General features: G+C 38.2%; 19 protein-coding genes. 9 read left to right on the top strand and 10 right to left on the bottom strand.

The window, feature by feature from the left end:
- Positions 1-34: 34 nt before the first annotated feature.
- Together A3EE_RS0119395 and A3EE_RS0119390 are read right to left on the bottom strand one after the other, a co-directional pair.
- Entirely contained in the window at positions 35-301 is a 267-nt protein-coding gene (locus tag A3EE_RS0119395) for a hypothetical protein (protein WP_018345111.1), read from the bottom strand.
- A 10-nt stretch (positions 302-311) separates the two neighbouring features.
- Positions 312-1865 carry a protein adenylyltransferase SelO gene (locus tag A3EE_RS0119390; protein WP_018345110.1) on the bottom strand — a complete coding sequence of 518 codons (1554 nt, stop codon included), beginning with the start codon at positions 1863-1865 and terminating at the stop codon, positions 312-314.
- 447 nt (positions 1866-2312) lie between these two features.
- Between A3EE_RS0119390 and A3EE_RS21550 the strand changes: the two genes are divergently transcribed.
- From A3EE_RS21550 to A3EE_RS0119375, 3 genes are all read left to right on the top strand, one after another.
- On the top strand, positions 2313-2636 hold the full coding sequence (locus A3EE_RS21550) for a DUF6660 family protein (RefSeq protein ID WP_157447121.1): 324 nt from the start codon (positions 2313-2315) through the stop codon (positions 2634-2636).
- 211 nt (positions 2637-2847) lie between these two features.
- Positions 2848-7218: a CusA/CzcA family heavy metal efflux RND transporter gene (locus A3EE_RS0119380; protein ID WP_018345108.1), complete on the top strand. Its 4371-nt coding sequence runs from the start codon at positions 2848-2850 to the stop codon at positions 7216-7218.
- 1 nt (position 7219) lies between these two features.
- A complete protein-coding gene (locus A3EE_RS0119375; RefSeq protein WP_018345107.1) occupies positions 7220-8455 on the top strand; it encodes an efflux RND transporter periplasmic adaptor subunit in 1236 nt (411 codons plus the stop codon).
- A 226-nt stretch (positions 8456-8681) separates the two neighbouring features.
- Here A3EE_RS0119375 and A3EE_RS0119370 read toward each other — a convergent pair whose 3' ends face one another.
- Together A3EE_RS0119370 and A3EE_RS0119365 are read right to left on the bottom strand one after the other, a co-directional pair.
- The gene (locus A3EE_RS0119370; RefSeq protein ID WP_018345106.1) at positions 8682-9065 is read right to left on the bottom strand and encodes a DUF3037 domain-containing protein; all 384 of its coding nucleotides are present in this window, start codon (positions 9063-9065) and stop codon (positions 8682-8684) included.
- Positions 9043-9840 carry a HipA family kinase gene (locus A3EE_RS0119365; protein ID WP_018345105.1) on the bottom strand — a complete coding sequence of 266 codons (798 nt, stop codon included), beginning with the start codon at positions 9838-9840 and terminating at the stop codon, positions 9043-9045. The genes A3EE_RS0119370 and A3EE_RS0119365 overlap by 23 nt, the downstream gene beginning before the upstream one ends.
- Before the next feature lie 193 nt (positions 9841-10033).
- On the opposite strand from A3EE_RS0119365, the gene A3EE_RS0119360 reads away from it, so the two are divergent.
- Positions 10034-11185 (top strand): chromate transporter, encoded by a 1152-nt coding sequence (locus A3EE_RS0119360; RefSeq protein ID WP_018345104.1) that lies wholly within the window; start codon positions 10034-10036, stop codon positions 11183-11185.
- Between the two features lie 144 nt (positions 11186-11329).
- On the opposite strand, the gene A3EE_RS0119355 is transcribed toward A3EE_RS0119360, so the two are convergent.
- The 4 genes from A3EE_RS0119355 to A3EE_RS0119340 form a co-directional block, all read right to left on the bottom strand.
- Positions 11330-12373, bottom strand: coding sequence for an NAD(P)-dependent alcohol dehydrogenase (locus A3EE_RS0119355; protein ID WP_018345103.1), 1044 nt, complete (start codon positions 12371-12373; stop codon positions 11330-11332).
- Positions 12374-12468: 95 nt separating this feature from the next.
- Positions 12469-12879 carry a (R)-mandelonitrile lyase gene (locus A3EE_RS0119350; protein WP_018345102.1) on the bottom strand — a complete coding sequence of 137 codons (411 nt, stop codon included), beginning with the start codon at positions 12877-12879 and terminating at the stop codon, positions 12469-12471.
- Positions 12880-13099: 220 nt separating this feature from the next.
- On the bottom strand, positions 13100-13540 hold the full coding sequence (locus A3EE_RS0119345) for a 5-fold beta-flower protein (RefSeq protein WP_018345101.1): 441 nt from the start codon (positions 13538-13540) through the stop codon (positions 13100-13102).
- A 229-nt stretch (positions 13541-13769) separates the two neighbouring features.
- Complete coding sequence (locus A3EE_RS0119340) at positions 13770-15002, bottom strand: multidrug effflux MFS transporter (protein WP_026209877.1); 1233 nt, start codon at positions 15000-15002, stop codon at positions 13770-13772.
- A gap of 162 nt (positions 15003-15164) precedes the next feature.
- Between A3EE_RS0119340 and A3EE_RS0119335 the strand changes: the two genes are divergently transcribed.
- From A3EE_RS0119335 to A3EE_RS0119325, 3 genes are all read left to right on the top strand, one after another.
- A complete protein-coding gene (locus A3EE_RS0119335) occupies positions 15165-15590 on the top strand; it encodes a DoxX family membrane protein (RefSeq protein WP_018345099.1) in 426 nt (141 codons plus the stop codon).
- Between the two features lie 27 nt (positions 15591-15617).
- The gene (locus tag A3EE_RS0119330) at positions 15618-17195 is read left to right on the top strand and encodes a Na+/H+ antiporter (RefSeq protein WP_026209876.1); all 1578 of its coding nucleotides are present in this window, start codon (positions 15618-15620) and stop codon (positions 17193-17195) included.
- 208 nt (positions 17196-17403) lie between these two features.
- Positions 17404-17832, top strand: coding sequence for a DUF1761 domain-containing protein (locus A3EE_RS0119325; protein WP_018345097.1), 429 nt, complete (start codon positions 17404-17406; stop codon positions 17830-17832).
- Positions 17833-17983: 151 nt separating this feature from the next.
- On the opposite strand, the gene A3EE_RS0119320 is transcribed toward A3EE_RS0119325, so the two are convergent.
- Positions 17984-18376, bottom strand: a complete 393-nt coding sequence (locus tag A3EE_RS0119320; RefSeq protein ID WP_018345096.1) for a YidH family protein — start codon at positions 18374-18376, stop codon at positions 17984-17986.
- A gap of 217 nt (positions 18377-18593) precedes the next feature.
- On the opposite strand from A3EE_RS0119320, the gene A3EE_RS0119315 reads away from it, so the two are divergent.
- Complete coding sequence (locus tag A3EE_RS0119315; RefSeq protein WP_018345095.1) at positions 18594-19655, top strand: PDDEXK nuclease domain-containing protein; 1062 nt, start codon at positions 18594-18596, stop codon at positions 19653-19655.
- A 57-nt stretch (positions 19656-19712) separates the two neighbouring features.
- Positions 19713-20180 carry a hypothetical protein gene (locus A3EE_RS0119310; RefSeq protein ID WP_018345094.1) on the top strand — a complete coding sequence of 156 codons (468 nt, stop codon included), beginning with the start codon at positions 19713-19715 and terminating at the stop codon, positions 20178-20180.
- Positions 20181-20303: 123 nt separating this feature from the next.
- Here A3EE_RS0119310 and A3EE_RS0119305 read toward each other — a convergent pair whose 3' ends face one another.
- Positions 20304-21734: a nucleoside recognition domain-containing protein gene (locus tag A3EE_RS0119305; protein WP_018345093.1), complete on the bottom strand. Its 1431-nt coding sequence runs from the start codon at positions 21732-21734 to the stop codon at positions 20304-20306.
- Positions 21735-21977: the final 243 nt, after the last annotated feature.

Below are 21977 nucleotides of genomic sequence, written 5' to 3'. Positions count from 1 at the left end.
GATCGCTAAGCACTTTTTTTTATGCTGTACAATATTAAATAGAACAAGAATCTTCATCTGTATTATCAACTACACAGATTCGGTTTAGAGGCGTAGTTGGAAATTGTTCTACAGGAATACCTGCAATATGCATTACAGATGTAAAATCTTTTTTAAAAAGCTCTTGGTATTCTGATACAAGCTTTTCAAAATCGACCGGATTCATTTTAATTTTATATAAATCTGTAATGCTTAATTTTTCTATGTGTGCAACGATAGAAGCATAATTTACACTCCCTATATAACGCGGCCCTGTTTTCATATTCCTTTTATTAAGAACTGCAGGATAACATAGAGCAGCCCGCCTTCTGTTCAGCCCAGGCAGGGCGCTTTACAAAATATTCATCTCCTTTTTTTGAATAAGGATCTTTCATATATTCTTCTAGCTTTTTCAATAAGCTATCATCTCCTTTTTCAAGTTTTTCTATTGCTTCATGCAGCATGTAATTACGAACGATGAAACGTGGATTCGCGGCACGCATCATCTGCTTTGATGTTTCAACAGAACAACTATTTGTTTCAATCCGTGCACGATAGGTTAACATTGACGCATACAATATCGTTTCATCGGGTTCAGTATAAAACGTTTCCTGAAAGAAGTTCTTTACATCTGCTGACGATCCGATCGCATCAGGCAGATCAATCAACAATTGATAGAACAAGGTCATATCCGGTTTAAGTGTTTGCAACATTTCTTCAAACGAATCAATCAGCAAACGATCTTCTTCACGAAGTTCATCAATGCCTAATTTCTTTGCCATCATCACATAATACTTTCTTTCGTATACATCCTGATAGTTTTTCAATACCGCAACCAGTTTATCTGTTTCAGGAACTAAGAAAGCCAAGGCATTTGCCAGGCGGCTTAAATTCCAGTATGCAACAGATGCCTGATTTCCGAAGGCATATCTCCTGCCAGGCAAGTCGGTTGTATTCGGCGTAAAGCTGAGATCGTAGTCATCAACAAATGAATACGGTCCATAATCAATTGTCAATCCAAGGATCGACATGTTATCGGTATTCATAACACCATGTACAAATCCTACACGCAACCATTCTACAATCGTATCTGCTGTGCGTTCTGCAACTGCCTGAAATAAATGTACTACACGATCTTCGTGCTCTATATCAATTTCAGGATAATAGCGAGCAATAACCCAATCACATAATTGCTTGCTCAATAAACCATTACCGCGTTCTGCAAGTATTTCAAAATTACCGAATCGTATAAAGGACGGAGCAACACGCAATACAATTGCACCGGGTTCGTATTCAGCATGTCCATTATAAAACATATCCCTCAGCACCGGATCACTTGTAGCTACAAGGCTTAAGGCACGTGTTGTCGGCACTCCCAGATAATGCATGGCCTCACTCATTATATATTCGCGAACCGAAGAACGCAACACGGCTCTACCATCTGCATTTCGGGAATACGGAGTTGGCCCCGCTCCTTTTAATTGCAGTTCATAATCCACACCGTCTTTACCACTACAAAAACCCAATGATATTGCACGACCGTCTCCTAACTGTCCGGCCCAGTTACCAAACTGATGACCTGCATAACAGGAAGCATACGGCTTCATCATTGGATTTATTGCATTCCCGCCTAAGATCAAAATATCTTCCGGCGAAGGTTTACTAAGCTCCAATACTTCGGCCATCTCATCTGACCATGAAATCAATACGGGTTGTGCTACAGGAGTCGGCAATACACTACAATACAAAACACCAGGCGTTTGTCGTCTTGTATTATTCATCGACAGATCACCGGGAAAGGTTTCTGTAAATGTATTGGAAATTTGTTTGGTAGATAAATGCTCCATGAACGAATGGTACTGATAAGCTACAAAGCTAGAAAAAATAGAAGAGAAATGAGGAATAGAAAGTAATATGGAAATTTAATGCATAATAAAATTTTCTATTGACAACTGACCACTATTTACTGTCTACTAATAAAAAAGGCATACGTTAAACGCATGCCTTTACCAAACAGTATGGAAAATTAGTTAGATGATTGTCTAGGATGTATGTTCAACAATATCAGTATATTCAGTATAAATGACACACCCGAATGCCATTCATACGAATTTGATTTTCCGAATATGCTACGAACCAGTCCGCAAAAAGTAAACAGCAGAATGAATATTTTATAAAAAAATGTTGATCGAATATTAAAGACTATTATATAATTTATTCATATCCAACGGTTTGATACTTTAAAAACAAGTTCATATATTTGCAGGAGCCGCAATTAATTCTATATTTGTATAGTGAGAATTTTCATAGCCATATTCAGTATCTACATTATCGTGTTGTCCATGATGCCATGCACGGATGCTGTTACATGCGAAAAAGATATACATACGAAAGAACAAACAGCCACACATCAGCATAATCATCGTGAAGATGAAGCGGACTCCTGTTCGCCTTTCTGTGTTTGTGCATGCTGCGGTGTTTCCGGAGTAATATTCTCAAGTCCAAAATTATTTTTTATACGAACTAAAAAAGCAACTACTCCTGTTTTAGCTTCTACCTACAATTCCGAATTCATATCTACGTACTATTACACTTTTTGGCAACCGCCTAAAATTTAATTCCCCTCTTCCTTTCACATTCTTGTTAATACCCAAATTGTATTAAACTCAACATTGTCGTGCATATTGTGTCTACTATGTACGATTCAAGATAAATCATGTTAGTTCATGATTATCAGGAATGTTTGTTTAATTGGCATATTGAAAGAATCAGCTTATCGGCGCAATACATATTCATGTCTGCGCCATTCAACTTATTAATAATAAAATCATGCTTGATAAGATTATTTATTTCTCAATAAAGAATAAACTAATTATTGGAGTTTTCACCATTGCCTTAATCTTCTGGGGTGTATGGTCTGCAACAAAGCTGCCAATCGATGCTGTACCTGACATTACAAACAATCAGGTACAGGTAATCACAACAAGTCCGTCGCTAGCGGCTCAAGAGGTAGAACGTCTCATAACCTTCCCTGTTGAAATTACCATGGCCAACATACCTGGATTAATTGAAGTGCGTTCCATTTCACGCTTTGGTTTGTCGGTTGTTACTGTAGTTTTTACAGACGAAACAGATATTTACTGGGCACGCCAGCAAGTGAATGAGCGACTACAAGTAGCCCTAAGCCAAATACCGAAAGGTGTGGGAATTCCTTCAATGGGACCCGTAAGTTCTGGCTTAGGAGAAATTTACCAATATGTGCTCCACCCTAAAAAAGGCTATGAAGATAAATACGATGCAATGGAATTACGTACCATTCAGGACTGGATCGTACGCCGTCAATTGCTGGGGACAAAAGGTGTTGCCGATATCAGCAGTATGGGTGGCTATGTAAAGCAATATGAAATTGCTATCAATCCCGACATGCTTCGAAGTATGAATATTAGTATTGCAGAGGTATTTACAGCGATCGAAAAAAACAATCAGAATACCGGTGGTGCATATATTGATAAACAACCAAATGCCTGGTTTATACGAACAGAGGGATTGGCTACAAGCATTGCGGATATCGAAAAAATAGTTGTCAAAAATACCAGCAACGGAACACCTGTCCTGATTAAAAATGTAGCAACCGTAACATACGGACATGCGGTGCGTTACGGTGCTATGACGCGTAACAATGAAGGCGAAGTGGTAGGTGCAGTAGTTATGATGCTCAAAGGCGAAAATTCAAACGAAGTTATTACAAATGTAAAGGAGCGTATTGAACAAATAAAGAAAACCCTACCTGAAGGTGTTGAACTGGAAGCATTTTTAGACCGCACACATTTAGTTAATCGAGCTATAACGACTGTTTCTAAAAACTTAATTGAAGGTGCGCTCATCGTAATTTTTGTATTGGTTGTATTTCTTGGGAATTTACGTGCAGGTTTGGTCGTGGCATCTGTCATACCATTGGCGATGCTGTTTGCAATCTCCATGATGAATTTATTCGGTGTGTCCGGAAACTTAATGTCATTGGGAGCAATCGACTTCGGCTTAATAGTAGACGGAGCTGTCATTATAGTTGAAGCAACGTTGCACCATATCGTTGGGAAAAAGTATACGCACAAACTTTCTCAGACAGAATTGGATGACGAAGTATATGAGTCTGCTTCGAAGATCCGGAACTCTGCTGCATTTGGAGAAATTATTATTCTAATCGTATACCTTCCTATTCTTGCATTAGTAGGCGTTGAAGGAAAAATGTTTAAACCAATGGCGCAAACAGTTGTATTTGCTATACTGGGAGCATTCATTTTATCGCTTACCTATGTGCCAATGATATCGGCATTGTTCCTAAGTAAAAATCCTTTTCATAAAAAAAATATTTCCGACCGCTTAATGGATTTCTGTTACAAGATCTATTCACCGGCCCTGAACTTTGCAATCAAAAGAAAATTAGCAGTGCTTGTAATTTCAGTTTCCTTATTTATAGTGAGTTTTTTTCTATTCATCAATATGGGGGGAGAGTTTATACCATCCTTAGATGAAGGCGACTTTGCTGTTGAAACGCGTGTACTCACAGGTAGTTCTATGATGGAAACTGTAAATGCTTCATTGAAAGCAGGCGCAATATTAACGCAGCAATTTCCCAATGAAGTACAGCAGGTTGTAGCCAAGATCGGATCAGGAGAAATCCCAACAGATCCGATGCCAATTGAAGCCTGTGACTTAATGGTAATATTAAAAGATAAAGATCAATGGACGAAGGCTTCAAATAAAGATGAACTCGCAAATAAAATGCAACAGGCTTTAGAAGCAATTCCGGGTGTGAGTTTTGGTTTTCAACAACCCATACAAATGCGTTTCAACGAACTGATGACAGGTGCCAAACAGGATGTTGCCATAAAAATTTATGGAGAAGATTTGGATGAACTTACACGGCTATCCAAACAATTGGGAACAATCACTCAGTCTGTAGATGGTGTAAAGGATTTATACATCGAAGAAGTAACAGGTTTACCACAAATTGTTATTGCCTTTGATAGAGATAAAGTTGCTCAATTCGGATTGAATGTAGAAGAAATGAATACGGTTGTAAGTTCAGCGTTTGCAGGTCAAACAGCTGGTTTAATCTTTGAAGGCGAAAAACGATTTGATCTGGTTGTGCGCTTAAATGAAAACAGCAGACAATCTATACAGGATATACAAAATGTATTTGTTACTACTTCAAAGGGAAAGCAAATACCACTTAGTCAGGTTGCAACTATAGAATTCAAAAACGGTCCGAATCAAATTCAACGGGATGACACCAAACGAAGAATTACAGTAGCCTTCAACGTACGAGGCCGCGATGTAGAAAGTATTGTTACTGAAATTCAATCAAAAGTTGATGCGCAATTAATTTTACCAACTGGCTACTATGTAACCTATGGCGGTCAGTTTAAAAATCTGGTTGAAGCAAAAGCACGTTTGTCTGTTGCAGTACCCATCGCAATGATATTGATTTTCATCTTACTTTACTTCACCTTCAATTCAATCAAACAAAGTATATTAATATTTACTGCAATTCCTTTATCTGCAATAGGCGGTATCATAGCTTTATGGTTGCGCGATATGCCATTCAGTATTTCAGCAGGTGTTGGATTTATTGCTTTATTTGGTGTAGCTGTATTAAACGGTATTGTATTAATTGGTGAATTCAATAGTTTAAAAAAGAGTGGTCTTACAAATCTTAAAGACATTATTATGAAAGGAACAGAAACACGGCTTAGACCTGTACTCATGACAGCTACCGTTGCATCACTCGGTTTTTTACCGATGGCATTATCACATGGTTCCGGTGCTGAGGTACAAAAGCCATTGGCAACCGTTGTTATTGGTGGACTCTTATCAGCAACACTCCTAACATTATTGGTATTGCCAATTTTATACATGCTCTCTGAAAATGGGTTCAAATTTAAAACTCCCAAAGCAGTAATGGCATTGCTTCCATTTATGGTCATGCTTGCCATGCCCCTCTCTTCAAAAGCACAACAAGGCAGAGAACTGAGTCTGGAAGAAGCAATAACTATGGGAATAGAAAACAACAATGCCATCAAGGCGGCACAGTATGGTATTGATTACAATACAAATCTAAAAGGTACCGCAAGTTCCATTGGAAAAACAAATGCAAGCTTGATGTATGGACAGTACAACAGTTATTACAACGATAATAACTTTACCATTACACAAAGCATTCCATTTCCAACAAACATACACCGCCAGGCACAGTATTATAACGAAACCATAAAGCGAGCTGAACTTACGAAGCAGGCAACGGAAAATGAATTACGCATGCAGATCAAATCCTCCTATTATGCACTTCAATATGCAAAGGCAAAAGATGTATTTCTGAAAAAGCAGGATAGCGTGTATGTACTTGTATTAAAATCTGCAGAGCTGCGTTTAAAAACAGGTGAAACAAATGTTTTGGAAAAAGCAACAGCTGAAAGTCAGTTGTATGAAATACGCGCCTTGATCGAACAGAACAATGCCGATATACGCATTTATGAAAATCAATTGCAAACGTTGCTGAATACCAGCGAGAGTATTACAAGCAAAGGATTCCTTATAGATAAAAGATCACTAACACTTACAAGTGACTCAGCAGCGATACAAAATAATCCCGCACTTCGTTATTTCGGTCAGCAGATTAAAGTCAGCGAAGCAAGTAAAAAGCTTGAACAGGCGCAGTTGCTACCCGATTTAAATATTGGTTATTTCAATCAATCGCTTTATGGCTCTCCCGATTACCGTAATCCTTCGGCATCTGCAGATGCCAGCACACGTTTTCAAGGTGTCTCCGTAGGTGTCTCGTTCCCACTTTGGATAAAACCTCAGCTTTCAAAAATAAAAGCAAGTGAAACATTCATAAACATGGCGCAAAGTGAATACGATCTTTATCAAAAAAATCTTGAAGGCCAATACAATCAGGCATTTCAAACCTATTTGAAATACAGGAACAGTCTGGAGTATTATGAAAAAAATGCATTGCCTATAGCTGATATCATTATGCAGAACGCATTAAAAAACTATTACAGCGGAAACATTGGATACATAGAGTTATCCCAAGGCTTAAGTAGAACACTGGCAGTCCAGACAAATTATCTTGCTGTGCTGCAGCAATACAATCAATCCATTATTACAATTGAATTCTTAATTGGTAACAACGAATAATATGAAAGCAACATTATATAACATAGCTTATACCTTACTTATCTGTTCTATCCTTGCTTCGTGCAAAAGTACAAGTACGGAATCTACAGCAGAAGAACATCACGATGAAGAAGGCATTGTAGAATTAACAGAAACGCAATATAAAAGTGCAGAAATACAATATGGTAAAATAGAGATGAAAGATCTGCATGCTACTATTGAAGTAAATGGTATGCTTGACGTGCCCCCACAAAATATGGTATCGGTATCTGCACTTATGGGCGGATTTGTAAAATCTACCGATTTACTTCAAGGCATGAAAGTGAAAAAAGGAGACGTACTGTTAACATTACAAAACCCAAGCTTCATTTTAATTCAAACACAATACTTAGAAAATATTCAAAAATTAAAATACCTGGAACTTGAATATAAAAGACAGGAAGAACTTGCCCGTGAAAATGTAGCAGCGGCCAAAACATTTCAACAGGTGAGTTCTGAATACAATAGTTTACAAGCTACCATTGGCGGATTAACAGAAGAACTAAAAATACTAAATATCAATCCATCTACATTGACAAAATCAAATATCCGTAGTGTTGTTTCTATCTACTCACCTATTAATGGGTATGTCACAACCGTAAATGTGAACATTGGAAAATACGTAGCTCCGCAGGATATCATTTGCGAGATCGTAAACACCGAACACTTGCATGCTGAATTAACGGTGTTTGAAAAAGACATTTCTAAAATAAAAGTGGGACAAAAAATAACGTTTTATTTGGTGAACGAAAGTTCTAAAGAACGGACAGCAACGGTATACTTAATCAATCATCAAATATCTGCCGATAGAACAATTCGTGTACACGCACATTTCGATGCTGATCCCTCACTCATGCCAAATATGTATTTGAAGGCATTCATTGAAATTGGAGATGATAATAAAAAAGTAGTCGTTCCTGAAAAAGCAATTGCACATGTAGGTGATAAAAATTATATTTTTATTAAAGAAGTTGTTCATAAACACATTCACAATGAAAATATTAAAGGAGAACGTGTTGATACGACCGAAATCATTCAACATGAAGAAGAATATATTTTCAGAGCAATTGAAGTAAATATAGGGCTTACACAACTTGGGTATACAGAAATTATTCTTCCATCTGGTTTTGATTCAAAAAATGCAGTAGTTGTTATTAAGGGAACGTATGCCTTACTTTCAAAAATGAATAACTCCAGTGAAGAAGGTCATGCGCATTAATATGTAACTATTTAACCACTCTCCATGGCCTGTGACTCACAGGCCATGGAGAGTGGTATGGTGAGCTATCCGTAGAGTTAGCGCAGCGCTCTACGGATGTTTAATAATTGAGAGTCTTTGACTCGATTAAAAAACTTAGAGAGACATAAACCGAGTCAAAGACTCTATTTAATAAGAAGATCCGTAGAGCGCTGCGTTGACTCTACGGATAGAGCATTTATATTTTTCAAATAACCAGTTCAATAAATAATTTTTCCAGCGTCTCTGCAGCATTCTCCGTATATCCGGGATGTACCTTAGATGCCTGAATCACCGTGCTTCGGGTTGCAGTGATCCACCGGAAGCGGGATGCAATATCCAACTCTCCTATGCTGCCTCCTTCTTTATTCCCCAGACAAATATGCTGCATTGCCTGTAAATTATTTTCAATCGCACCCAGATCCAATTCCGGAGAAAAAGCAAGCAACCGATTGGCATCCAATATATATTTAACCCGGAGAAATTTTTCTTCCTTGCAAAATAAAATCACACCCACATTTACAAATTCTTCGCGCTCTACCCTAGGTACAACACGGATCACAGCATAATCAAATAAGTGCTTCTCGTGCATGTTGAGCTTCGTTTACAAATAGTTCTGAATATTGCATACGCGTAAGCAAAAACTCCGCATAGGCATTTCGTTGTTCTTCTTTACTTTCAAATAACGGTTCATCTTTTAACCAATCCGTTGGAATCAGCGACACGATCGATTCAATCACTTCTTTCGTTAAGATCTTTTTGCAGAATAGATCCGCTTCTTTCAATTGCGCTGCATCTTTTAATAACACATGATTTTTCACCAAGGCAAACGGACTCTTAATATGCTCTTTCCAATTGCTCCAGTTATGATGAAAATACAAGGACGCACCCGGATCAATCAGCCAAAGCTCCTTGTTCCAGATCAGCATATTGGTATTGCGACATGTACGATCTATATTGGTTAAGAGACAATCCAGCCAAAGGATCTTTGAAGCCAGCAGTGGATCTAGTTTTGTTACGGTTGAATCAAAGGTAATGGCACCGGATAAATAATGTAAACCCAAATTCAAGCCTACACTGAATTTTAACAGATCCTGAATTTCTTCGTCGGCTTCACTTCTGCCAAACCCTTCGTCCAGATGAATAAATACGAGCTCCGGAACTTTCAAACCTAAGGCACGTGCCAGTTCACCACCTATCAGATCCGCAATCAAGGCATTCGTACCTTGTCCGGCCCCACGGAATTTAATTACGTACAAAAAACCATCATCGGCTTCAACTATTGCCGGCATAGAACCACCTTCACGCAGTGGTGTAACATACCGCGTAACGTTTACTGTTCTAAGTTCCAATGTCGTTTCATTCATATTGTATATTTTATCGAAAACGATGTAAAGATGATCTATAAAGAAATCTTTATACCATTTATAATCTTTAATTGTTTTAGTGGTACGATACCCGAAAAAGAGTAAGATTTATACTAAACACATTTGGTATGTTAAACCTAAATAATAAATTTCATTTTTTATTCATTATTATATAATAGATTTTAAAATCCTTATGAGTATCAATACCATTCCCTATTCTCTTAAAGAACTGATCATTTATTTTTTAAAGCTAGGTACCTGGGGCTTCGGCGGACCGGTTGCTTTGGTCGGTTACATCCACCGCGACCTGGTTGAAAATAAAAAATGGATCAGCGAAGAAGATTACAAAGAAGGCATGGCGCTTTCGCAGCTTGCTCCTGGCCCGTTAGCTGCACAGCTAAGTATTTACATCGGCTATGTGCATTACAAAATTATCGGTGCCACACTGGTGGGAATCGCCTTTGTACTTCCTTCTTTTTTAATGGTCTTATGTATCGGCTGGGCGTATGTAGCCTTTGGCGGACTGCCCTGGATGCAGGCAATCTTTTATGGTGTAGGTTCTGCAGTAATAGGCATCATCGCCATCAGCAGCTATAAACTTACAACAAAGAGCATTGGTAAAGACTATTGGTTGTGGGGAATCTTTGTGGTACTCTTATGTTTCACATTCATTACAGAAGAAGAAAACATCTGGCTGATCCTAGCTTCCGGAATTCTGATCTGGTTTGTAAAAAGTCCACCCAAATTTAACAAAGCCTCTTTGAAAATGTTATTCTGGCCAGTATTGCTACAGGTTCCTGTAACAGCAGGCACAAATGGGAAGCTGTGGCAGATTGCCTGGTTCTTTACAAAGGCTGGTGCTTTTGTATTCGGCAGCGGTATTGCGATTGTACCGTTTTTATATGGCGGTGTTGTAAAAGAATATCAATGGTTAAACGAACAGCAATTTGTTGATGCAGTTGCTGTAGCGATGATCACACCCGGACCGGTTGTTATCACCGTTGGCTTTATCGGTTATCTTGTTGGCGGTGTTTCGGGTGCCTGCGTGGCTGCACTTGCAACATTTATACCCTGTTATATTTTCACCGTTTTGCCTGCACCTTATTTCAAAAAATATGGAAAACATCCTGCAATAAAAGCATTTGTAGATGGAGTAACAGCCGCTGCAATTGGCGCCATAGCTGGTGCAGTATTGATTCTGGCAAAAAGAAATTTAACAGATATCCCTACTGTACTTATTGCAATTGTAACAGCAATCATTTTATTCAAGTACAAAGTTCCTGAACCTTTTGTGATCCTTGCTGCTGCATTGGTAGGAATGGTATCGAAATTTCATATGGTTTAAATAAAAACTAACAAAATTAACCGCAAAGGGCGCGAAGATAAAACCGCAAAGAACGTAATAAGTCATTTTATAAAATACGGTCTACCATATTTTTCCTTTGCGTTCTTTGCGAAAAAAATTTGCGCCCTTTGCGGTTAAATTCTTTTATAAAGTCGCCATATCAATCACAAATCGATAACGCACATCGCCTTTGATCATACGATCATACGAAGCATGGATATTTTTAATATCGATCAATTCTATATCCGAAACGATGTTGTGTTTCGCACAGAAGTCAAGCATCTCCTGCGTTTCAGGTAACCCTCCGATAGACGAACCTGCTAAGCTCTTTCTTCCTCCGATAATACTGAATGCATTTATCTGATAAGGTGTTGGAGGAACACCCACACAAATATGTACGCCATTGGTTCTTAATAACGACATATACATATTGATATCATGCGGCGCCGATACCGTATCCAGAATAAAATCGAACGAAGCTTTAGCTGCTTTGATTTGTGTAGGATCAGTGGTAACGACAAAGTTATGCGCACCTAATTTTTTCGCATCTACCTCTTTATTTGGAGAGGTACTCAATACAGTTACCTCTGCACCAAAAGCTACTCCAAACTTCACCGCCATGTGACCTAAACCTCCAAGACCCAGCACAGCAAGTTTATGCCCTTTACCAATTTTCCAGTGTCTTAATGGAGAATATGTAGTGATACCCGCACACAACAACGGTGCTGCTGCTGCAAGATCCAACTTGTCGCTGATGTGTAACACAAAATCTTCGTGTACGACAATGGTATTTGAATACCCACCATACGTTGGTGTCTTTTTATCCTGTCCCAAACTATTATACGTTCCTGTCGGACCTGTTGAACAATATTGCTCCAATCCTTCTTTGCAATTGTCACACGTTCTGCAGGAGTCAACCAGACAGCCCGTACCTGCAAGATCACCTACTTTAAATTTCGTTACATGTGCACCAACTTTTACAATCTTTCCAACGATCTCATGTCCGGGTACCATCGGGAAGATACCAGGAAACCAATCGTTGCGAATCTGATGTAGATCCGAGTGACATACACCACAAAATGAAATATCAAATTGTACGTCGTGCGGTCCAACTTCTCTGCGTTCAAAATTCCAGGGTGCAAGATCTGATTTTTCGTTTTGAGCGGCGTAACCTTTGGTCTGTATCATATTTTTTTAAGTAATAAGTTTTATGTTTTAAGTAATAAGAAGGGAAAGTATCTCAACAGAACGAGACATTCTCTAAAAAATGAATTCATAATTTTTCAATGCACGCTATCATACTCTTCATCTGTAACCGGAGTCAGCCATTCAACAGGTCCCTTCTCTGTAATATTGCTTATCGCAATGTGTGTGAACCTACTGTCTTTTGTAGCTCCGTGCCAGTGTTCTATGGCAGATGCAATAACAACTACATCTCCTTTTTTAAGAGCACGTGCAGTCTTACTTCTTTCCTGATACCAGCCATTTCCTTCAGTTACCAAAAGAATTTGTCCCGCGGGATGTGTATGCCAATTGTTTCTGCAACCCGGTTCAAATACTACATTCCCTACTGTGTAGTTTCCTGTTTCATCCTTTGGAACCAACACCGTTAACCATGCCGTTCCGGTAAAATAATCTGCTGACGTCTTTTCCCCTTTTGGAAAAATAACACCTTCGTTTTGTACTGTTTCCATAATTGTTTGTGCTTATTAAAATTGAAAGGTAGTATGATCTGCAGAATAGGATTATTCAAGATAACCAGAATCAAAACAAAAATACAGATTTGCAAAATTAAGTTTTTAATAATAATCGAATAGATTCAGAATATATAGAGTATACGATGATTCTAATTACGATAACATAAAAAAAGGCAACCGATTACTCCGTTGCCTTTCTATGTTTGATCACGACTGACTATCTACTGATCAACATGTTTTTATGTACATAAGCCATAATGCCTGCCTGAGCTTTGTAATTTGCAGGAACAATCAATACACGTTTCCCTGTGTTATCGTATACATCATAGGTATCACCTTTTGTGGAAGGCTGTACCGTATATTCAACTTCATTTTTCGCATTATGAAAGTCTCCGTTCTTAGCAGTTTTACCTAAAATTTTTCCATTTTTATCGATAAGATTTCCGTTGCGATCAATAAAAGCAACCTTCTCCCCTTTATGATCTTTAATAATACTGTCTTTTGAAATGGTAGCAAAAATGGTTCCTGCCTCATTTTTCATGACTCCTGAACTGTCGATCTGAACAGGAAGCTGAGCTTTATAATTCTGTGCATTCGCTCCTATACCTGCAAAGAATAAGATAAAGGAAGAAAAGATTACAAATAGAATGGTTTTCATAACCGTAGTTGATTTGGGTGAACGATCGTTTAAATGTATACTTACCCAATGGATAAGCATCTTACCACACAAAGATCTACATACGACTCAGCAAAACCATTACATGATTTTTAAAAAATATTGTAGGATTTATAGCATATTCAAAATTCACGGCGGCAAACCAACAGACCAGATACATATGATCTTATCCGTTTGAAATTTGTCTTTTGCTATTTGAAATTTCTACATACTAGTGCATCACAGTTGTATTACTACTCTCCGTAATAACAATCTTCCCACTCATTTTCTTCTCACCTACTATAAATAAAATCAAGGCAATAACCGCCGTACCAGACATCAATACAATCATTGGGAGAATGCTGACCGTATCAAACATACCCACACCAATAGATGCAAGTGCGGCAATACCGATCTGAGAACAACCCATCATAGCAGCTGCACTGCCTACATTTTTAGTAAAGGGAGCAAGAGCTAAGACAGATGCATTCGGATTGATCAACCCTACGCAGCTTAAGAAAATAAAAAGCATCACAATCGTAGAATACAAATTCATCCAACCACTCCACGCAGCAAAAAGAAATACAATACCTGCGATCACCTGCACAATCAATGCAAAGCGAAATATATTATGACTGGAGAATTTCTTAACCAGAAATATATTCAACTGACTTGCTCCGATAAAGCCTACGGAAAGAAATGCGAAGATCATACCATACACCTGCGGACTCACATGAAAGAGTTCCATGAATACAATCGGAGAACCTGCTACATATATGAATAAGGTAGCAAACGCAAACGAACCTGAAAGCGTATAGGTAAAAAACTGTGGATCTGAAAGAATGGAGAAATAGGTTTTCATCATTGGCATAAAACGCAACGAAACGGTTTTATCCGGTTCTTGTCCTTCAGGTAAAAACAGAAATACAATTGTTATGGCGAATACTGCAATCAATGCCAATAGAAAGAAGACTGCTTTCCAATCCATAACGGTAGCCACATAGCCGCCAATAGTTGGTGCAAGCAACGGTGATAAGCCAATCGTTAAGATCAACATCGCAAAAATCTTCGCTCCCTGTTCCGGAGGGAAGAAATCTTTTACCATTGCAATAGCTGCTACACCAGCAACACTGCCACCTAATGCCTGTATAAATCGAACCGTAATGAGAACTTCTACACTTGTAGAAAATGTACAGGCAATGCTTGCCAGTATAAAAATAAATAAACCAATATAAAGGGGTGTCTTTCTTCCAAAGCGATCCAGCAGTGGGCCGTATATTAATTGTCCCAACGCCATTCCGATAAAATAACTGGAAACAGAAAGCGAAACCTTTGCAGTAGTGGTTCCTAAGTGCGTTGCAATTTTAGAGAAAGAAGGAAGATACAGATCAATGGCAAAAGGCGTAACGGTTGCCAGCATTCCTAAAATTAATGTAATGAGATTTCTATTTTGTGTATGTCGCATGAATAAGGTATTGAATTCGGAGAACAGAAAACACATGTATTAAGTTTGCGTTGCTGTTGCATGATTATGCACAAAGATACGTAATGTATACTGAATGAAATACGTTATTGCATGATCATTCTATTATGAATTATGAATAGAATGATTTAATTTGAAAACATTATGACAAAACAGCAATCATATATTTCTCTTTTTTTTAGAGCTGCATTATCCCTTACGTTGTTATCTGCTGTGGCCGACCGTTTTGGATATTGGGGTACACAATCTGTCTGGGGTAACTGGCAAAATTTTGTACAATACACCGGAACACTCACCTTTTATCTTCCGGCATCTTTAACCGAAGCAGCAGCAATCGCTGCAACAGCTGCAGAAGGCATCTTCGGTATTCTGTTGCTGATCGGATATAAAACAAAGATCACGGCTTATCTTACAGGTACATTGTTACTAGTGTTTGCATTATCTATGGTTGGATCTATTGGCATAAAAGCAACACTGGATTATTCGGTTTGGGTAGGAAGTGCAGCCTCTTTTCTATTGGCAGTGCAAAATGCATATCCATTCAGTATCGATGCATTTCTAAAAAAATAAAATACGTAACTTGAAATAAAAAATCACATGCATAGTATCTTACCCTTTTTATTAGCGATGATCGCAGCGGTTGTACTGCTGGAAATGTGGGCAGATAAATTAAAAATTGCCTACCCTATTTTACTGGTCATTGCAGGTCTGGTGATCAGCTTCATTCCAGGGTTACCCGCCGTCCGCATTCATCCCGATCTGATCTTTTTCATCTTCTTACCTCCTTTGTTGTTTGAGGCAGCCTGGTCGATCTCATTCAAAGAAATGAAAAAATGGTGGCGCATCATCGGAAGCTTTGCTTTTCTTGTTGTCTTCTTCACCGCCCTATCGGTAGCACTTGTAGCCAATCATTTTATACCGGGCTTTACCATTGCGTTAGGATTTCTGCTTGGAGGAATTGTTGCACCACCGGATGCCATCAGTACCGGTGCGATCACAAAGTTTGTAAAAATCCCCCGATCTACATCTGCGATTCTGGAAGGTGAAAGCCTGTTGAACGATGCATCCTCGCTTATTATCTTCCGCTTTGCACTGGTTGCAGTCGGCACCGGACAATTCATCTGGTATCAGGCTGCAGCAACTTTTGTATGGATGGTGATCGGCGGAGCTGCTGTTGGTTTGATGCTTGCATGGGCCTTCGTACAAGCACACAAACGTTTGCCTACGGATGCATCTTCAGATATCGCACTCACGCTTATCGAACCGTATTTTATGTATTGGGCAGCAGAGCAGCTTCACTGTTCAGGTGTATTGGCTGTTGTTGTCGGAGGTTTATATATGTCCACAAGACAACTTACGTTCCTGAACAGTGCCAGCCGTATACAGGGGTTTAGCGTCTGGTCAAGTTTTGTATTTATATTGAATGGTGTAGTCTTTCTCATTATCGGACTGGAACTGCCTGAAATTGTAGAAGGCCTCCGCATGCAAGGTATACCGCTTAGTACCGCCATCGGTTATGGTGTATTGATCACTGTTGTGCTGATCATCGCACGTATCATCAGTTCGTATGCAGCCATGATCGCAACCTTTCTTTTCAGACCAGGTGTAGCACCAAGACGCAGAACCAACATGCTGCTGATGCCGCTTATATTGGGCTGGTCGGGCATGCGCGGTGTGGTTTCGCTTGCAGCTGCATTAGCAATTCCCATTACATTGGATAATGGTACGGCGTTTCCTCATCGGAATCTGATTCTGTTCATCACCTTTGTAGCCATTCTGCTTACGCTCGTAATACAGGGACTTACATTGCCTTATTTCATAAAACGTTCGAAGCTGTTTGATCATATTATAGAAAATGAAGCGCACGAAGAGAACAGGAAGCAAATGAAACTTGGCTTAAAATTGCACATCCATCAGTTTATGAAAAATAAATATGAAAACGAATTGAACGTTCATGCCGGCATGGAAAAGTATATGAAACTTTGGGAAGAACGTACAAAAAGTGCTGAAGATATCTGGATGAATGAAAAAACAAAAACCATTTTTGCCGAGATGCTCGAAAGTCAGCGTCAATACTTAGTGGAACTCAATAAAGATCCGAAGATCAGTGAAGAAATCATCAGGGAACAATTGTACCAGATAGATCTCGAAGAAGAACGTCTAAAGATAATTTAAAATTATAAGTTATAAATTATGAATGCAATGATATAGCAGTCGTTGCTCTACAATTCACGGAATACCTTATTTAATATTCTTTTTAAATGAAAATAAATATATTGTATTTCAAACACTTCTTTAAAATCATCCACATGGAGCAGCAACCATACAAACGGGAGTCATCAAAAATCCATAAGAGTAGAGAATTTACACTAAAAAAAATATTATGGAATTGAAAATTAATATCGCAGCCATTCTTGTAGCAGTTTTTGTAAACTTCATACTCGGCTTTATCTGGTATACGGTGCTGTTTGGGAAATTATGGGGAAAAGAAATGGGTTATGATCCAAACGTAAAAGCAGAAAGTAAAGTCATGATAAAAGGAATGGTGTTTATGGTGATCGGAAATTTTCTTTTTGCCTGGGTACTTGCGCATAATATTGCTGCATGGCAATTTGTACCCGGAATAAAAGAAATGGGTAACGTACCAAATATCCTGAGCTCTGCGATCTTCACCTTTCTGGGATTTTATTTTCCAGGCTTACTAGGTGCCACTGCCTGGGAGAACAGATCGTGGGTGCTGTTTGGCATTGATGCAGGATACAATTTGCTTTCATTACTTGTTGTATCATCCATTTTAACGTGTTGGGTCTAATACATCTTCCCTATGATATTTTAAATAAAAAGCTCACTGTATAAAGTGAGCTTTTTATTTATCCAGTATTCGATCTTTCTAAGAATCATAAGGCACAACCGAATTTGCACTTGAAGAACAGTTTGGATTTGTTCTTTGGAATTTAGTTCAGCTATGCAGTCTTTATCAAATAAAACACTAGCAGTACACTCAACAAAAATATCAATGCTGTAAGCAGACTTATATACAAAGTAGAATGTTGATACACACCTGCCGACAATTGCTTGTCTGTATTGCGGTAACTTAAGTACGACATAATAATTGTTACCACGCCCAAGACCACCAATACAATCCCGATGATAGCTGAATAATGTGCATGTGTTGCGGCCATTTCCGGCGTATTATCCAACTCCAGCATAAGTGAGAGCTGCTTTACAAACATCGAAAACTTCACCACCACAAAACCAAATGCCATGATACCAATGCTGGTGCGCACCCAGGCAAGGAACGTACGTTCGTTTGCTAAATAATCAGTTGGGTTTGCTTTTCTTTTTTCGGGTTCCATGGAAATCGTTTTGATTTAAGATTGAAGTTAATGAAAAAAGATTGTTCTATAGATAACTCTTTTCAAATATAAAAACATAACTCCCATCAATAAGTACTCGATAAGTTATCGTTTGTAAAAAAACATCATTCAATCTCCTTTATTTCTTTTTCCCGTCCTCAAAAACGCTTACACTTGTAGCACATTTTTATTTACTAACTTTTTTTCCATCTCAATCATGCAAAATCAATTCACTGAAATAATACAACTCATTCAGTCTTCTCGCAATAAAGCGATCAGTGCAGTGAATACCGAGTTGATTAATCTATACTGGAAAATTGGTGCCTTTATTTCTATACAAGTTAAACAAGCGCATTGGGGAGATAATACAATAAATGAACTGGCTACTTTTATCAAAAGTAATCATCCTGAAATTAAAGGATTCGATCGACGCGGTCTTTACCGGATGAAACAGTTTTATGAGATTTATTCTAAATCGCTAATTGTGTCATCACTGATGACACAATTACAAACCACTGAAAATCAAAACAATAAATCGATAAGGACAATTATATTAAAACTAGATTTGTCCAATCAAAAAAACTGCTTACTTACAAAAATAAGTTGGACGCATCAGCTCATCCTTATTTCTCGTTGCAAGACAAATGAAGAACGGGAATTTTATATTCGTTTAGCTATTAAAGAAAAATACAGTGTTCGTGAATTGGAACGACAAATCACTAGCGGAGTTTATGAACGATCCATTTCAAACTTACAGATTTCTCCGTCTTTAAAGCAACGTCACTCTGAAATTGCCAACATTTTTAAAGACAATTATATATTCGAATTTTTAGATTTAAAAGAACCTCTAAAGGAAAGTGATCTGCAAAGAGCTCTAATAAATCAGATGAAATCTTTTGTATTAGAACTAGGTAAAGAATTTCTATTCGTAGCAGAAGAATATAAGTTACACGTAGGTAATAGTGATTTTTATATTGACTTGCTATTTTACCACCGAGGCTTACAATGTTTGATTGCCTTTGAATTGAAATCCGACAAATTTAGACCAGAGTATTTAGGTCAACTCAATTTTTATTTAGAAGCCTTAGACAGAGATGTAAAAAAGGACAATGAAAACCCAAGTATTGGTTTGCTATTGTGTAAAGACAAGGACAATGAAGTTGTAGAGTATGCGCTCAGTAGAAACCTTTCTCCTACTTTGGTTGCAGAATATAAAATGCAATTACCCAATAAACATCTACTTCAGAAAAAATTGCATGAACTTTTTAAAGAAATGTAATATACTCGCAAAGACACGAAGAAAATAATTTTCACTTTTCACTAACCCACTAGCTATATGCAAATCTACATCAATCAACTTATCGAAGATCTAACAGCAGCTCAAAATAAAAAGCAGTCACTAAACCAAAGCCCAACACATGAAAGCTTCGAAGACTATATTGCAGAAGTAGAGCGTTACTTAAATGGCGAGGGAGAAGAACCAATCGGAGACATCCTGGGCATGAAGGAAGAATGTTTTCCTCCTGCTAACCGTTTAACCGAAAAGCAACTCAATACAGTTTCAGATGCATATCTTGAATGCTTAGAAAGTTGGAATGTATCGATTGACTTGCCGGACAACTTACCTGCGGCTTTAAAATATACATTGCTAATAAACACTTTAAAGCAAAAAATTATTGCAATGGATTCAGGGATCACACATCTTGAATTGTGCCACTACGATAGTGAATGGTGCCCTTTCGGTATTAAATTTTGCCGCTGCATAGAAACTGATAAAGACAAAGAATTTATGAATTCAATTTAAAAAGTCCCCCGATAACTATCGAGGGACTTTTACTTTAGAACATTAGGCACAAGCAAACACTTAAGCCAGACAATTTATGACATGATATCACTTGACTGACCACTGTTTACTGTCCACTGACAACTAGCTCAGGCCAAAGAACAACACACTCACACCAATCGCTGCAAGTACGCATACAAGGTCAACCCAAAGCATGGTACTCAATGCATATCGTGTATTTTTAACATTGATGCTTCCGAAATAAACAGCAACCACATAGAAGGTAGTTTCCGCAGCACATTGGAAAATGCAGGACAAACGACCCGTTAACGAATCTACTCCGTACGTGTTCATTGCATCGATCATAAAGCCTCTGGAACCGCCCGAACTGAATGGTCTCAGCAAGGCAACCGGAAGTGCATCTACAATAGACCGGTTAATATTGAACATCAAAAAGAAATCTGCCATCTTCGAAGTGATCATTTCGAATAAGCCGCTGTTGCGGAACAAGGATATTGCAACCAACATTCCCAAAACATATGGAAACACCGTAAACCCTGTTTTAGCACCGGATGTAGCTCCTTCCACAAAAGAAGAGAATACATTTTTTCCCTGTGCGTCAAATACTTTTTCTTTTAGAACGGCATACACCAGAATAAAAAGAATGATGCCAAACATCAGTACGTTGGATAAATTTCCGGTGAAATGATTTTTCGAGATCAGATCAAGTGAATTGATAAAGAGCAACAAACTCACAATTACAGCTGCCAGTGTACCAATAGAAAGTATGAGTGCAGCACTTTTGAAATTGATCTTCTGACGAATCCCCACAATCAGCAAGGCCGCAAGGGTACCAATAAAGGAAGTGATGATACACGGAATCATTACATCTGCAGCGTTGGCGGCATTCTGCGCGGCTCTGTATCCGATGATGGATGTTGGGATCAATGTTAGTCCGGCTGCATGCAGACACATAAACATGATCTGCGAATTACTTGCTGTTTCTTTGTCTTTATTCAGTTCCTGCAAACTCTCCATAGCCTTTAAACCAAAAGGTGTAGCAGCAGAATCAAGTCCCAGGAAATTTGCTGCAAAATTCAACGTCATATAAGAAATGGACGGATGATTCTTCGGGATCTCAGGAAAAATCTTTACAAACACCGGACTGATTACGGTAGCCAGTTTACCGGATGCGCCTGAGTCTATAAGCAATTGCAATAGTCCGCAGAAGAATGCCAGATAGGCGATCAAGGGAATGACGATATCGGTGATGGTATTTTTACAGGTTGTAAGCAATCCATCTGCCTGCTGTTTGCTGTGGTATATTTTTACAACAGATTTTTCGTACACATAACTGGTATCGTTAATAACCACCGCATGTGTTGGACTGGCTTTCAACGTATCCTGAACAGCTACCGGAAGTTGAGTAAGATATTTTTCAGAGATGATTTTCGGATCATCTTTTTTTCCGGTTAAGGTATATTCTAAACTATAAAAAGATCCGGTGAATAATGAGACCAAAATAAATAACACCGAAGAAATAAATATTGCGAGCCAAAACCTGCTTAAAATCATTTTGAAATGGTTTATGTATGGTGCGGAATTCGAAAATTAGTCTTTTATTCCTATTTCAATCCACCCTTAAATATAATGGAATTCGGATGAACATGTACATAGAAAATTGAATTAGCTGTAGATATCTACTAAATTGTAACTCGTAAAAAAAAACCAATGAAGATTGGGTTTACCTTTTCCCTTAGGATGATCTTATAGAAATATTTTTACTGCGACAGTATTACAAAAAATAAAATTTTCTTT

This window comes from Cytophaga aurantiaca DSM 3654 (assembly GCF_000379725.1).
GTDB classification, from domain to species: Bacteria; Bacteroidota; Bacteroidia; order Cytophagales; family Cytophagaceae; genus Cytophaga; species Cytophaga aurantiaca.
Note: the sequence above shows the minus strand (reverse complement) of the source record. Positions and strands in the feature narration are given on the sequence as shown.